Source organism: Alterotamlana spongicola (genome assembly GCF_035818475.1).
GTDB lineage: Bacteria > Bacteroidota > Bacteroidia > Flavobacteriales > Flavobacteriaceae > Cognatitamlana.
Genome location: NZ_JAYMGV010000009.1, coordinates 1 through 15,592, shown reverse-complemented (window position 1 = coordinate 15,592; position 15,592 = coordinate 1). Strand labels below are relative to the sequence as shown.

The following is a 15,592-nucleotide window of genomic DNA, read 5'->3' as shown; positions in this document are numbered from 1 at the left end:
TTTTAATTCCAATAAGAAATTATTATAGATACCATCTTCCAATTCAATGACATCACCAGGCTGGACTACTGCTGCAGCTTGCAAAAGCTCTGTTGTATTTCCTACCTTAAACGTTGTAAAATAGTCTTCAACATCAGAATCACTACTTTTGCTTGTTGTATTTCCTACCTTAAACGTTGTAAAATAGTTTTCAACATCGGAATCACTATTTTTAAAGGATAAAAAAATACAAGATAAAATAAAAATTGCTCCTATTTTCGTAATTATGGTTTTCATATAAATCAATTTATTAGAAAACAAGGAAATCAACAATTCTAAAAAAGCGCATTTTTTTTTCATATTTTTTTGAATTAAATAAGTTATACTTGTTTGTTTTTATATTATTTACCCGAACATCATAATTACCTCCAATAAATCTGGACTAAATTAAAAAATGATTAATTTTATTATTGCAATAAATCAATCAAGATTTACTCTAAATCATTCAAAAACATCAATTTCCTTTTAAAAATTAGACACAACAAAATTGAATAAACTTCCGAAGACCAATTGTTGTTTTTAAACAAAAAAACTGAATTAACCTAAAGAGAAATTTCCATCTCTTGAAACCACAACTTAAAAACTTTGATTTTGGACTTGCAACAAAAAATTGGACAATATGTTGCGAGATTTAAGCAGTTACATTTTTTGTTGCAAGTCCACATATTGGAACAACTTAATTCTGGAATAGAAGAGCAGATTATACAATTTGAGCTTTAACTTTTTTCAAATATAAAAAGCCTGTGGCTAATATTGCTAATAGGTCGTTGCATGTGCAAGACCATTCGGAGAATCCTACGGTTTTATAATAACTTATTTGCTTTACGAATTCAGCTACCCAATTCAAATCTCAACTATCACTAGTGGCCTATCTTAAATTCTTAAGTACCCTTCTAAACTTTTCTATTTCTTCAGGTGAAAGTTCCAGTTTCAAATAATCCTTCCCGAAACTTTGCTTGACCTGTTTCACATGTTCCAATACATATTTAAAATCTGCTTTAAGCCCTTCCATTTTTTCTTCTAACCGGTCGTATCTGATTTTAGGAATGGTAGTTTCTTCTTCCCATGCTTCTCCCCTTTCAACATCCTCAAACTTCTTCTCTATGAATTCAAAATCCTCGTCCAGAAACTCGTTATCTTTTTCCTCTTCAAGCTGTTGCTCAAACAACGATTGTAGCATAGCAACTGTTGGTAGGGTTTGGCTTTTCTCAATGTCTCTAATGATGGCAATGGCATTGTTAATTCTTCTTTTGATTCTAATTTCTATGGCACTCAGACTTCCGTCTATAGAGTCCAAAGGCGAGATTTGGTGCACTTCAAAAAAATCGAGCATCGCAAGCAAGGTTCCAGTATGGGAACTGGAAACCTTCTTAGAAAACTTCCTAAAGCGCCCAGCCACTTCTCTTTTGATACTAATGGCTGAAAACCGATATTTTTGATATGAATCTTCCATTTTTACTGTAAAAAATTGTTTGTTTATAGGGCTTTTAAGGGGTTTTACTGTAAACTAATCTATTCCACCTTTTCTACCACCCCCTCAAAACACCAATATACAGTGGCCTTACGGAGTAAATAAGACATGTAGCGCTGCGTTAGCACGCTACCCTCTTGCTTCTCCGATTTTGTCCCGCAGGGACCAAAAATCTACGAACAACATGCCCTTTAGGGTCAGTTGCTTTTTTATCATCTGCGACTCTTTTAAAGTTATCTAATTGATCGGAAATTGTGAAACGTGGTTTGGACTGAATTGAACAGGTTTGAAAGCATTTTTTATGATTTTCATTAAGGCAGTAAAAACAAACGTCAGATTTCAAACTTTTACACTCTGAAATTCACCAAAAGCAAAAAGACCTCTGATAATTCAAAGGCCTTGTTTTAATAGATTAATGTGTCTTTCTATCATATATTAAATACATACTTGTAATTATATAGATTTCGTATCGCTTCTTCTTCCAATAGGGTATCATAATCCAATTGGTTTTCTATGGCATAGGCTTTTAAATCGTTCCCACATTGTTGCTCAACATCAAGTTTGGAGTTTTCAAGCAACCGCTTTTGAGTTTCTGCATCGAGGTTATTATAATTCAAATAGACCATAACGAACTTATTACATTAACCCGTTATCGGCAAAACTATAATAGTGCCCATTTGGTACGATTATCAAGTGGTCCAATACATTGACATCAAAAAATTTGGAAGCTTTCTGTATCTTTTGGGTCAGTCTTTTATCGGCTTCACTAGGTTTCAATTGACCGGATGGGTGATTGTGTGCCAGAATAACACCAACGGAAAGCGTTTTGATTATCACGGCAAACAATATGCGCATATCTATCATGGTGCCAGTCAAGCTTCCCGTGGAAAGTTGATATACGCCTTTCATCTTATTGGCATTATTGAGTAATAACACCTTAAAGGTTTCCTGAAAACCTATGGTATCCCTATTCCAACTCTCAAAAAAGAGTTTGGCAGCATCTTCAGAACTTTTTATCCCTTTAGATTCCATAGTACGAATCTTCTCTTTATAGCTCACACTTATTTCGTTAACTTTATCTTTCATTGTTTGTCTGTTTAAGATTGATAATGAAAAAGAGGGTGATATGTATCTCTCAAACATTAGCACCCTCTTTATTTTTTTTAATTCCCCAGCAATAGGATTTCGGAAACAATGACTTCGGTTACATAACGTTTGTTACCATCCTTGTCTTCATAAGATCTTGAGGAAAGTTTGCCCTCTATAGCAATTTCTTTGCCTTTGATTACATACTTTTCAATTATGTCGGCTGTCTTACCCCAGGCAATGACCGTATGCCAATTGGTATCGGTCTGTTTTTCACCTTTGTTGTTCTTGTAGCTTTCATTGGTTGCCAATGACAATCTCGCGACTTTCTTTCCGTTGTCCAATGCTGTAATCGCAGGTTCTTGTCCTACATTCCCGATCAACTGTACTTTGTTTTTTAATGTACTCATGATTTAAAGTTTTTAAATAGCCTGCCTATAAGCAGACTGGTTAATAATTCCCTTTGGGTTTAAAGGCTCCCTTTTTATTCATTGTCTTCTATTTTTGAATTTTTGAATTCATGAATCTTCGATTTCAAGGCATACCATTAAATTTTAAGGGGTGATTTGTATGATTTCTTGCGTGCACCGCACCAATAGAGAAAGTGGGTTTTGTCAAGACTTTTAGAAAATAAATCAGGAGTGTCTGTGACGTCGTTTTTACTGAAGGACTAAAAACAAGGCAGAAGAAACCTTATTTTTTTCTAAAACTTGTATAGTCTTGACAAGTTCCATAAGGGCATTAGCAGATTCTTTTAGAACCATTTACGAGAATGCGTACCGGGTGTTAAGCATTTGAAGGAAATGGGGCTAAACTAGAAATGCTTATACCCTACCTGTTTTTCGTTGTCCCGAAAAACAACTAAAGGCTTTATCTATTATAAACCCCTTAAAATGTCCAGGCGAAATCTAAATGTTCCAGTATTGTCGAGCAAAAACCAAAGAAGTTTTTGACGATAATGCTGTTAAGAAACATTTAGGGTTTTGTCCTTCAGATTATCTTTTCTTTGAACACATTATAATTAACTGAATATATTTCTCTGTTTGATTATGCTAGACTCTGGTGTTCTTTGTTTAGCATTTTTTAATGACGCTTTAAGAGCTTTGCGTCTTTTATCATAAATCCAAAGCCTTAAATGTTTTAATAAACCTTGTTCATAGTCTGACAATTTATTTGGTGCTATCTCTTGCATGGCAGATACCATGTCCCTTTTTTGTCCGGAGTTATTAAACAAATTAGTATGCTGAAGTCCACACCATGTATAGATATTAACCCATTCAGATGGCATGGGTGCTTCAAAAGTTCTGGGCATCATGTAAGCAACAACCTCGGTAAGAGAAGCCATTTGTTCTCCTTTCATTTTGCATAACACCCTGCTCATAGTAATTTTATTGAGGACATTGGCCGGCACAGCATCTTGCCAGGCAGATTTAAAAACAATGATAGGGCTTGTTAGTGAATCCATAAAATCAAAAACAAAATCCTCTTTTGCTTTCTTTACATTAATGGGTTTTATCTCTGCCTTTGGAATGGTGTTAATTTCAAAATCAAAATCAAGTTGCAAGGTTTTAGGATTTTCCATAATATTAAATTTTAGGCCTGTCTGCCGACAGGCATGATGAAACAATATTTATGAGCACCACCAAACGGAAGTCAAAATTTTGTCTCAAATTTTAAAATGAAAAATTGGGGGAAACCTGAAAGGGGGTTCCGATTTTTTATGAAGAAAATTTGAATGCTAATATTTTGCGCGTTTAAATTGCAAGAATATTGCATTGATATAGTTTATACGTAATAGTTTTTAAAGCTATACTTGTGAAATGAAAGAGAAAATTAAATTAATTTGACCCGTAGAAAATGAGGTTCACAAATCGTCAGCATCGATTCATATTTGAATCAATTTCAATCGAGCTAAAGACAATAAAACTAGTATCTACGTCCGAATATCACTAATTTGATTCTACAACAGAATTAATAATAGATACCCGGTACTTTCGATTGGGAATTTTAATTAAGGAAGAAGACTTTTTCATCGTATTTATTAAGGTAGCTATTTATAATGCGTTGGATGTCTGCGTTGTCTTGTTTAAGTTCGATGGTTTTTTCGATCTCTAAAAGAGATTTGATTTTTGCGCCTTTTGAGGTATACCCAAACCCTTGATATGTGCCATTTTTGATTAGTACTAAAGCTATTTCATTTTCTGCTCTTCCTTTTTCTTTAATAACATATGAATCGTTATTGAGTAATAGTTTTAAAGCCTTTTGTACTCTTTGATTATAGCTTTGGATATCTTCGATATTTCTACACACCCCTCTGCAGGTTTTGATATGATAATGGAAGCAACCCCCTGAAATATTTTGAAGATTACAATATCTTGGACAGAGCTCGTATTTTTCGCAAAGTTCTTCTAAAAATGTTATACAATTTCTCTTGTTATAGAATTTAGCTATAGGATTTTTAAGCACTTTTAGGCTGTTATAAATGACATGCATTACGCCTTGCCTATCTTGGTACATCCCGATACCATAACTAAAACTATTTCGCTTTTGAGCTTGATTGTATTTTGGATATATATGCTTTATCTCATGGCTCTCCAATAGCAACGCCAGCAACTCATTACCTGTAAGTTGATAGGTTATATTAGCCGTATCATTACACAACTTTAATTCTTTATTTGCTTTACTATAGAGATGACTTAATACTCTTTGTTTGATATCTAAAGCTTTACCCACATAGATAACCTTACCATTGGCATCTTTGAAATAATACACCCCGGTTTTATTTGGTAGATTATCGATAACCATTTTTGGTAATAATGGTGGTAATGTTGCTTGACGTGAACGTGGATTTAAAAAAGAATTGAATGTTCCATTGGTATCTAGCGCCAATAGTTTTTCGAAGAGTATGACTGTTGCTTCTGCATCTCCTCTTGCTCTATGCCTCCCATTGATTTTTATACCCAAAGTTGTACACAGACTGCCTAAACTATAAGACCTTTGTCCAGGAATTAATTTTCTTGATAGACGTACCGTACATAATTTTTTGCGTTTAAACTCAGCCCCTAACTCTTGTAACTCGTATTTAATGACGTTGAAATCAAAATTGACACTGTGTGCTACGAATATGCAATCTTGAGTGTACTCGATGACCTCTTTTGCAATTTCGTGAAACCTTGGTGCTTTACGCACCATATCGTCCGTTATACCTGTAAGTCTTGTAATGCTATAACTGATAGGTACTTCTGGATTTACTAAGGTTGTAAATTCTTTTATTACCTTTTTACCATTATGAACGAAAATGGAGATTTCGGTAACTTTATTACCCTTTGCTCCTAGCCCTGTAGTTTCTATGTCGACAATAGCATACACTAAACGATTGCGGTTTTATCGATTGCCTTTAATTCTACTTTTAGTTCTTGGAACATATTTACAATGCTACTTAATTTTAGTTCTTCTTTATCATACTCTTGTGTATTAATACAGCATGTAAACTCCCATAGTTCTAAGACATTTTCGATATTAACCTCATAAGGTTGATATGCTTTATTATCAGAATATAACAATAAGCTTTTGTTTTCTTTGATTCGGTTATAAACACGCTTGTATACCAGACCATCTTCTTTGGTTAGTACAATATATGTTCTCCCGTCTTTGACATCTTGTAAGTCTTCAACATATTTTGCAACAATAAACGCCCCATCTTTTACTGGTAACATAGAATCTCCTTTTATAGGAAATGCGCGGTGTGTGCCTGTTGGCAAAAAAGGAAGTTTTATTTTTTGAAGTTGCTCGATATATTCAGGATCGGCATAACCCTGCAAATAACCTGCAGAAGCTTGAGTTGGTATGATTTCGATAAGGTCTTCATTATCTTCATTTACTGAAATTGGAAATAATACACGTTTGGTACCAATGTCTATAAATGATAAATCTTTTGATTTCCGCAGATCGACCTTTATTAATGTATCTATAGGGATTTTTGCATATTTTGATAACTCCATAAGTTTATTGACCGAGGGTTCATTCCTGCCCGATTCTATGGATGCTATTATAGCTCTGGTCCATTTTAATTCTTCCGCAAAGTACTCTTGTGAAAATTCTCTTTGCTCTCTAATATATCTAAGGTTTGATGCAAAATAATTCATGATGTTTCAAATTTACACAATAATTGTTTCAAAACGAAACTAAATTTGCATAAAATTTATTAAAGGATTATTTTGTACTTAAACTGTCACACATATTATAGCTTACGCTATGGTACTATAAAACCAGAAGACTTGCTTGTTTTGGGCAATAAGCATGGCATAAAACGAATGGTATTAACGGATATTAATAATACATCTGCTTGTTTGGATTTCGTGCGATTATCTGGTAAACATGGGATTAAACCCATATTGGGTGTTGACTTTAGAGATGGTGCCAAACAGCAGTTTATCATGATTGCCAAAAGTAATATTGGGTTTCAAAATATTAATAATTACCTATCTACTTTTTTGCATGATAGTAGTTTGAAGATTCCTGATATTGCTCCTGATTTGGAAGGTGTTTTTGTTATATACCCCTATGTGCATGGGAAAACTTATACTTTAAATACTCATAGTTTTATTGGTGTTAGACCGGAAAACCTCAACAAACTTAAATTTTCTGAATGGCATACTAAACGTGAACGTTTGGTGATTTTACAAACTGTAACTTTTAAAAATAAAAAAGGGTTTAACACCCATAGACTTTTACGAGCTATTGCCAATAATACTTTACTGAGTAAACTTCCAAAGACCGAAGAGGGTTTGGAAACGGATGTCATACTCTCAGCTAAAATATTAAAAGACATTTATGCTGATTACCCTGAATTGATTGCAAATACAGAGCGTGTTTTGGATAGTTGCCATATTGATTTTGACTTTTCTCAAGAAATACCAAACAATCAAAATGCTTATACAAATAATGAAGCTCTGGATTATCGTTTACTTGAGAAGTTAACTTATAGAGGGTTGTCTTATCGCTATAAAGATCCTGATGATTCTATTTACAGTCGCATTAAAAAGGAGCTGCACATTATAAAAGAAAAAGGATTTGTCTCTTACTTTTTGATTAATTGGAAGATTTTAAAATACGCCCGCAGTAAAGGTTATTTTTATGTGGGGCGTGGTAGTGGTGCTAATAGCATTATTGCTTATTTATTACGAATTACTGACGTTGACCCTGTTGAATTGGATTTGTATTTTGAGCGTTTTATAAATCTTTACCGTAAGAATCCGCCAGATTTTGATATTGATTTTTCATGGAATGACCGTGATGATATTACCGAATTTATTTTTAAACGCTTTAGACATACTGCTTTGATTACGGTTTATAACACTTTTAAGTTTAAAGCTTCTGTACGTGAATTGGGAAAGGTTTTTGGTTTGCCAAAATCTGAAATAGATGTATTAACTCGAGGTAAATACGATTTTAATAGCTTGGATAAGCTTTCACAGCTAGTACTTATTTACAGTAAATATATACAAGGGTTTCCTAACTATTTAGGAATTCATGCCGGAGGTATTTTAATTTCAGAAAAACCCATTCATTATTACTGCTCCACATTTATGCCTCCCAAAGGTTTTGCAACCACTCAATTTGATATGGTTGTTGCTGAAGATATTGGCTTATATAAATTTGATATTTTGAGTCAGCGTGGTTTAGGAAAAATCAAGGATACCGTAGAAATTGTGAAATACAACTACCCCAATAAACCAGCGATTGACATTCATGATATTAAACGATTTAAGGAAGACTCTCGCATCAAATACCTATTAAAAAATGCCAAAGCTATTGGTTGTTTTTATGTAGAATCTCCCGCTATGCGGATGTTACTAAAAAAACTGCAGGTTGATAATTATTTGGGGCTAGTTGCTGCCAGTTCTGTTATACGTCCTGGTGTTGCTAAATCGGGTATGATGCGTGAATATATTTTACGCTATCGTAACCCTGACCGAAGAAAGGATGCTCACCCTGTACTACAGGATATTATGCCTGAAACTTATGGTGTTATGGTATATCAAGAGGATGTGATAAAAGTGGCTCACTATTTTGGTGGTTTGACTCTAGGTGAAGCTGATATGTTGCGACGTGGTATGTCTGGAAAATTTAGATCTCGTGAAGAGTTTTTAAAAGTAAAACAACAGTTTTTTGCTAATTGTAAAGCGGATGGCAAAGCGGACAATTTAACAAAAGATATATGGCGACAAATTGAAAGTTTTGCGGGTTATGCTTTTGCGAAAGGGCATTCTGCCTCCTATGCAGTGGAAAGTTATCAGAGTTTGTTTTTAAAAGCTTATTATCCTTTGGAATATATGGTAGCTACTCTCAATAATGGTGGTGGTTTTTACAGCGCTGAATTGTATGTGCATGAGGCAAGAATGCATGGAGCTATTATTGAAGCTCCTTGTATTAATCGTAGTAACCATTTAACTGTTATTGATGGTACTACTGTTTATTTAGGGTTTGGGTTTTTGCGTGCTTTGGAGTCTAATACCATAAAGCGCATTATTGTTGAGCGTTCTCGTCGTGGCCCTTTCATTAGTTTAGATGACTTTATTGATCGGGTACCGATAAGCATTGAACAGGTTTCTGTTTTAATTAAGGTTAATGCTTTTAGATTTACTAAAGTCAATAAACGCGAATTACTTTGGGAAGCTCGTTTGAAAATTAGTAAAATTCCTATTCAGGAGCACGAGATTACTTTGTTTAAAACGGAACGGATCAACTATGAAACTCCAGAACTTAAAAGTACTGACTTAGAAAATGCGTTTGATGAATTTGAATTGTTAGGGTTTCCTTTATGTAATCCGTTCGACTTTCTTTCTAAACCTCTACATAGTAGCTTACGGGCTAAAGATTTGCCTGCTTATAAAGATAAAATCATCACTATTGAAGGGTACTTAGTAACTACTAAAAACACTGCTACTTCTAATAAGAAAATCATGTTTTTTGGTACTTTTTTAGACAAGAATGGGGACTTTATTGATACTGTGCACTTCCCTCCTATTGCTGCAAAATTTCCTTTTAGAGGAAAAGGCATTTATCGTGTTACTGGCAAGGTTTTGGAAGAATTTGATTGTATAAATGTTGAAGTGATTGCTATGTATAGACTTGCGATTATTGAAGACCCTCGTTATTCTGACCCTATTCTAAAATTATATCTACCTAATGCCTGAACAACGTGCCATAGTACATATGGATTTGGATACTTTCTTTGTATCGTGCGAACGTTTGCTTGATAGCAAATTGATTGGAAAACCTGTTTTGATTGGAGGGACTTCTGACCGAGGTGTAGTTGCTTCTTGTAGTTATGAAGCTAGACGCTTTGGAATACATTCGGCAATGCCCATGCGTATGGCTAAACAGCTATGTCCTGAAGCTATCATTTTACGTGGGAATTCTGGTATTTACACAAAATTTTCTAATAGCGTGACTGATGTAATCAAAGAGAGTGTCCCTTTATATGAGAAGACTTCTATTGATGAATTTTATATTGACCTTACCGGAATGGATAAGTTTTTTGGATGTCACCAGTTAGCCACTGAATTACGTCAGCGTATTATAAAGGAAACGGGATTACCTATTTCATTTGGATTGTCGATTAATAAAACAGTTTCAAAAGTAGCTACTGGTGAAGCTAAACCTAATAATGAGATTCGTATTATTAAGGGAGAAGAAAAACCTTTTTTGGCTCCGCTATCAGTGCGTAAAATCCCTATGGTAGGAGAAGTTACTTATAAATCATTATGCGATTTAGGTATTAAGCGCATACATACTGTACAAGAAATGCCTATGCATTTGATGCATAAAGTGCTTGGTAAAAATGGACTCAGTATATGGAAAAAGGCCAATGGTATTGATAATAGCCCTGTGATACAATATCATGAACGGAAATCAATTTCTACAGAACGTACTTTTGATAAGGATACTACCGATGTAAAAAAACTTAAAAGCATTATCATTGCTATGGCTGAAAATTTAGCCTACCAATTACGTCGTGGCAATAAACTAACTGCTTGCGTAACTTTTAAAATACGGTATTCGGATTTTCAAACTTATACCCAGCAAAAACGAATTGCATACAGCTCATTAGATACTAGCATTATCCCTGTTGTGATGGATTTATTTAGAGCCTTATATAATCGTAGGTTACTTGTGCGTTTGGTTGGAGTTAAGTTTAGTCATTTGGTAGAGGGTGGCCACCAAATTAATTTGTTTGAGGACGATGAAAAGTTGATACATTTAAGTCAGGCCATTGATAGTATGCGTGAACGGTATGGGGATCGTGCTGTAATAAGTGCTGCTGGCATGGAAGCTAAAAGTATTAGTAGGTGGAATCCGTTTAATGGGGAACCGCCTCCTTTGTTAGCTAATAGGAGGCGTTAGATACTAAAAACAAAATCTTGTATTTCAACCAAACCCTTCTAATTCTTCTGAAAGTATGAAAAGCATTCGCGGTTCTTTAAGTTTAGAGTTATTATGGATTTTGGACTTCATTGCATTATCCTTTTAGTTACCTTAGACTCTCTTAAAAAAGTAAGGTTCACAAATCGTCAACATCTCTTGATTATATCACACCAAATATCTATTGCCGAAGTAGTTATGAATTTAGGTTCAAACCTATAAGCGAAAAAAGTTCTAAAAACACCATTTCAACTATGACGTCACTTAATTTATTACTGGCTATTTCATCAGACTCTATACACAACCCTGCAGTTATAGAACCAAACTTCATACACCTTTCGATCTCATATCCTTTAGAAAATCCATATAAAAAACCTGAGAAAAACGCATCTCCGGCTCCATTAGAATTCTTTAATTCATAACTATTAATTATCGGAATCTCAATCCAATGATTCTCATTTGTATATGCTGTCGCCCCATACTTCCCATGTGTACAAACAACCAATTTCTTCCCATTGTCAATTTGAGTTTGCATAAAAGATTTATAATTTGGCAAGTTTTCAGAACTTAAGAATATATAATCAGCCGCATCAATAAAATCCTGATGGTATTGATTGATTCCATCATAATCATGTAAATCCGTCCAAACGGGCTTTTTTAACTTTTCACAAATTGGTAAAAGATGTCTGCAATAATTGGCGATGTTAATAACCACAAATTTGGATGAGATTACATATCCCTCGAACTTGTTATAATCAATATTAGGATTATCGGAACTCGGATTCGTAAAAATGGAAATGCGCTCACCTCTAGCGTTAAGTATATTCAAATGTCTTTCTGTACCATTAGGATCTATATCCGAGATTACCTTTAAATTTGGTTCTTGTAAATAGGATAATACTTTGCTTCCAAATTCATCCTTTCCAATCAACGAATGAAGGATGGTCTTAAAACCTAATCTGGAAAGTGTTAAGGCCTTTCCGGCTCCTGTATTACCAATGGTTTCTTTAAAATGACAATTATGAATGGTTTGAGGCAAAGGTTTTGGAAAGTCCTCCAATGTTATAACGGAATTATAGGAGGCTCCTCCAACTACAAAAACATCGTTTGTCATTTTTTCAACTTTACAATAAGAGCCGTGTTGGCATCAATTACAATTTCTTCATTCAGAGCAATACTTCTCTTCTTAATAATGTCCAACCCCATTGCAAATCCCTGAAGGGATTCTTTAAACCTACTTAAATTCAGTATCTTACTCTGCTCATTATTATTTATTACAACCATCGTTTTTTCATCCCGATAATATCTGAAATAAACATAAATATTATCCATAGGTTTGTAATGCTTCAACTTCCCTTGGTGAATTTCCATAGCCTCCTTTCTCCATTTCAAAATAGTTGAAATGTATTCTATAAGATCCTTTTCATCAGTTGTTCTTTCTTCTTCCAGGAAGGCATTTCTTTGATCGGACTCCCAACCTCCCGGAAAATCATATCTTAATATACCATCGGGTTTTGGAGAATCAAAGAACAATTCATCGCCATAGTAGACCTGGGGGATCCCCCGGGTTGTGAAAATAAATGCCATGCTTAATTTTACTTTGTCCTTATTCTTTTTGAGCTCCGTATACAACCTGGCTACATCATGATTACCATTAAATATTTTGTTATTAAATGGGTTTTCATACAAATAATCACTGCTTAATATTTCATAGAGATCATAAATATTTTCGTCTTTACCAAACACTTTAATCATACTATAATATAGAGCATAATCACTTATACTCTTGATATTGGACACATAGCCATCTCTATTTAGTCGTCCATTATTCCAATAAACATATGAAGCCACTTTATCGCCCATCGCCGTTTCAGCGACTACATAATAATTAGGATATTCTTCTTCAATTGTTTTGAGCCAATCTGCCATAACTTCCTTATTATTTGGATAAGGATATGTATCCATTCTTATTCCATCGAGATTGGCATATTCTATCCACCAAATAGAATTTTGAATAAGATAGTTAGCCAAATAAGGGTTATTCAAATTCAGATCTGGTAAGTTTACGTCAAACCATCCTTTTGCATGTAAATCGTAATCACTTTTTGACTGATAGGGATCAGACACTGTGGCATTGGTAAAACTCGAATATGTGAATTCATCCCACTGATTAAGCCAATCCTGTGACGGCAAATCATTCATCCACCAATGTCCTGTCCCACAATGATTAAAAACCTGATCCATGACCACCTTCAATCCTCTAGCATGACAAAAGTTAATCAACGTTTTATAATCATTATTGGTTCCAAGCCGTGAATCGGTTTTATAAAAATCTGAAATGCCATATCCGTGATATGAGTAAGCTGACTGATCATTCTCTAAAAAGGGGTTTAACCAAAGTGTGGTAACTCCTAAATTTTCTATATAATCTAAATGATTTATAATACCTTTAATATCACCACCATGCCGGCCATTCGGGTTTTTTCTATCTGCCCTTTCAATCGTATCATCGGTAGAATCATTTGTCGGGTCACCATTACTAAATCTGTCAGGCGTAATTAAATACATCACGTCCGATCCATCAATGGTTAGCTCCTCTACATTCCGATTTCTTTTAGCTATTAGCTCGTATTTATAAACCAGTTTTTTATTCTTATCGGTTCTAAAGGTTATTTCAAACGTACCTGGCTTGGTTTGTTTTGAAATCGTTAGATTTATAAATAAATAGTTTGAGCTTTCTAACCTGGAGACACTTTTAATAGAAACCCCATTATAGGCAATGCTGGGTGTTGCCGAACTAATATTCTCACCGTAAACCAAAAGCTGTAATTGAGTGTTTTCCATGCCAACCCACCAATTTGGAGGTTCTACCCGTTGTAATGTTATGTTCTGGGCAAGTATGAATTGCATCGAAAAAGTTAGTAATAAACCGACAATGAAGTTTCTTGGTACCGTATTCATTTTAGCAAAATTTAAAATTGTTGCTATCAATGATACTATTTAGAAAAAAGGAGAACAATCTCATTATTCAGACAACAGGTTATCTGTTCTGAACAACTCTTTTTTCAATATGTACATAAATTAACATGCCAATGACAGCAAGCAACAAAGCATCTTTTTGATCTCGTTTTTTGTATAAGATTTACGGTTGTTTGTATTTAATTAGTAGCCATTCGGATTAATTTTTAGAATTTAGCAGAATATTGTCTTTCTGATATGGCCTTTCCATTTTTTGCAAATAATATTATTTCAAATCGCATTATCAAACATGTCATGTATTGGATGGCGTTATTGTGCTTTTTCACCTTGATATGGGGAACCTATGATCATGATTATTTCAGGAACTTTATGATTCAAGTATTTAGTCTACCGTCAAGGTTAGCATTAGTATATATAACCTTGTTATACTTGTTTCCAAAGTTTTTACTGAAAAAAAAATATAAAGAATTTATTTTGCTTTATGTGCTATTACTGATTGTCGTTACCGTTTTTATTCAAAGACCGATTTTTATTTATATAATAAAGCCTGATTATTTACAAAACTTCAGCAGTTCAAATTTCCTTGCCATTACAGAAATCATGAACACACTATTGGATGTTAATATTGCTATAATTATTCCTTTTGCCTACCGATTTGTTAATATCTGGCAAAGAACAAATCAGAAAACGGTTGAACTCGAAAAAAGACATCTGGAACATCTTAAGGATGATGAATTTATTTATCTCAAGGTTGAAAAATCACTTCAAAAAGTATTCATAAAAGACATCATATTTATTGAGAGTCTCAAAAATTATATCAAAATAAGAACTATCGAAAAAGAGATTGTTGTATATAAAGGACTCTCTGCGATTGAAAAGATATTACCTCAAAATAAGTTTTTACGGGTTCATCGTTCTTTTATCGTGGCACTTAAATTTATTGACTCCTTTTCTCCAAGTAAATTATTGCTTAAAAAACATTCGATTCCCATTGGAAGAAAGTACAAACAGCACGTGAAAGAGGTTTTAGGTTATTTTTAATCCTTTTCAACTTATAATTTACACTTCCCGATTGGTTTCTTAAGCTCTATTTATGAAATTCTAATTATTCACGCTTCGCTATCTAAAGTTAATTTTGCATATTTCAAAAAAGTGAGGTTCACAAATCGTCAACATAATTTGTGACGTCGCGAAGAAAACTTTCCTCTATTGGCATCAAGTACTTCGCTTACGACCTGTAAGTCCTTTAAGATGGATTAGGGCATTTTAATCAAATCTTTAAAATTCTTTAAAAAAGCTAACCGAAAAAAGAAACGACAATAGAAATTATAAAATTCCCCCATACATTTGATTATTAGTATTACCATATAATCTGATTATCTCAAAAAATGTCAAGTTAATTTTATACACTAAAAAGTTAGAAAACATGATTAGAAATAAATTTTAATATTGAACATGAGTATAAACGGTTCTGTCTCATTAATTCCTTCTTTTCAAATATAGGTGCTTTTGAAATAAAAAAACCTACTCAATGTACAAACACCACCGCTACCCTCCTATTATAATCAAACGGGCAGTCTATTTCAAACT

The 15,592-nt window shown here is 33.9% G+C and carries 13 protein-coding genes; 3 read left to right on the top strand and 10 right to left on the bottom strand.

All coding sequences use genetic code 11. The features are described 5' to 3' along the window. The 8 genes from VOI54_RS17845 to VOI54_RS17810 form a co-directional block, all read right to left on the bottom strand. Positions 1-276 (bottom strand): hypothetical protein (locus VOI54_RS17845; protein WP_326284693.1); only part of this gene is annotated, 276 nt, incomplete at its 3' end. Positions 277-907: 631 nt separating this feature from the next. Continuing rightward, positions 908-1,492 (bottom strand): BfmA/BtgA family mobilization protein, encoded by a 585-nt coding sequence (locus tag VOI54_RS17840; RefSeq protein WP_326284692.1) that lies wholly within the window; start codon positions 1,490-1,492, stop codon positions 908-910. A gap of 446 nt (positions 1,493-1,938) precedes the next feature. Further along, the gene (locus VOI54_RS17835) at positions 1,939-2,136 is read right to left on the bottom strand and encodes a hypothetical protein (protein WP_326284690.1); all 198 of its coding nucleotides are present in this window, start codon (positions 2,134-2,136) and stop codon (positions 1,939-1,941) included. A gap of 10 nt (positions 2,137-2,146) precedes the next feature. Then, positions 2,147-2,596 (bottom strand): JAB domain-containing protein, encoded by a 450-nt coding sequence (locus VOI54_RS17830; RefSeq protein WP_326284689.1) that lies wholly within the window; start codon positions 2,594-2,596, stop codon positions 2,147-2,149. Between the two features lie 77 nt (positions 2,597-2,673). Further along, entirely contained in the window at positions 2,674-3,006 is a 333-nt protein-coding gene (locus VOI54_RS17825; RefSeq protein ID WP_326284687.1) for a single-stranded DNA-binding protein, read from the bottom strand. 611 nt (positions 3,007-3,617) lie between these two features. Further along, the gene (locus tag VOI54_RS17820) at positions 3,618-4,178 is read right to left on the bottom strand and encodes a hypothetical protein (RefSeq protein WP_326284685.1); all 561 of its coding nucleotides are present in this window, start codon (positions 4,176-4,178) and stop codon (positions 3,618-3,620) included. A 425-nt stretch (positions 4,179-4,603) separates the two neighbouring features. After that, complete coding sequence (locus VOI54_RS17815) at positions 4,604-5,965, bottom strand: exonuclease domain-containing protein (RefSeq protein WP_326284683.1); 1,362 nt, start codon at positions 5,963-5,965, stop codon at positions 4,604-4,606. Then, positions 5,965-6,741: an XRE family transcriptional regulator gene (locus VOI54_RS17810; RefSeq protein WP_326284682.1), complete on the bottom strand. Its 777-nt coding sequence runs from the start codon at positions 6,739-6,741 to the stop codon at positions 5,965-5,967. Before VOI54_RS17810 ends, VOI54_RS17815 begins: the two co-directional genes overlap by 1 nt. Positions 6,742-6,813: 72 nt before the next feature. Between VOI54_RS17810 and VOI54_RS17805 the strand changes: the two genes are divergently transcribed. Both VOI54_RS17805 and dinB read left to right on the top strand, forming a co-directional pair. After that, positions 6,814-9,795 (top strand): DNA polymerase III subunit alpha, encoded by a 2,982-nt coding sequence (locus tag VOI54_RS17805; protein ID WP_326284680.1) that lies wholly within the window; start codon positions 6,814-6,816, stop codon positions 9,793-9,795. Next, positions 9,788-11,005, top strand: coding sequence for a DNA polymerase IV (gene dinB / locus VOI54_RS17800; protein WP_326284678.1), 1,218 nt, complete (start codon positions 9,788-9,790; stop codon positions 11,003-11,005). The genes VOI54_RS17805 and dinB overlap by 8 nt, the downstream gene beginning before the upstream one ends. A gap of 214 nt (positions 11,006-11,219) precedes the next feature. Here the strand turns inward: dinB and VOI54_RS17795 are convergent, their stop codons facing one another. Continuing rightward, positions 11,220-12,137 (bottom strand): carbohydrate kinase family protein, encoded by a 918-nt coding sequence (locus VOI54_RS17795; RefSeq protein WP_326284677.1) that lies wholly within the window; start codon positions 12,135-12,137, stop codon positions 11,220-11,222. Further along, positions 12,134-13,984 (bottom strand): alpha-amylase family glycosyl hydrolase, encoded by a 1,851-nt coding sequence (locus VOI54_RS17790; RefSeq protein WP_326284675.1) that lies wholly within the window; start codon positions 13,982-13,984, stop codon positions 12,134-12,136. The genes VOI54_RS17795 and VOI54_RS17790 overlap by 4 nt, the downstream gene beginning before the upstream one ends. 447 nt (positions 13,985-14,431) lie before the next feature. Here VOI54_RS17790 and VOI54_RS17785 point away from each other — a divergent pair, with 447 nt between their 5' ends. Continuing rightward, positions 14,432-15,043, top strand: a complete 612-nt coding sequence (locus tag VOI54_RS17785; RefSeq protein WP_326284673.1) for a LytR/AlgR family response regulator transcription factor — start codon at positions 14,432-14,434, stop codon at positions 15,041-15,043. Positions 15,044-15,592 lie beyond the last annotated feature (549 nt).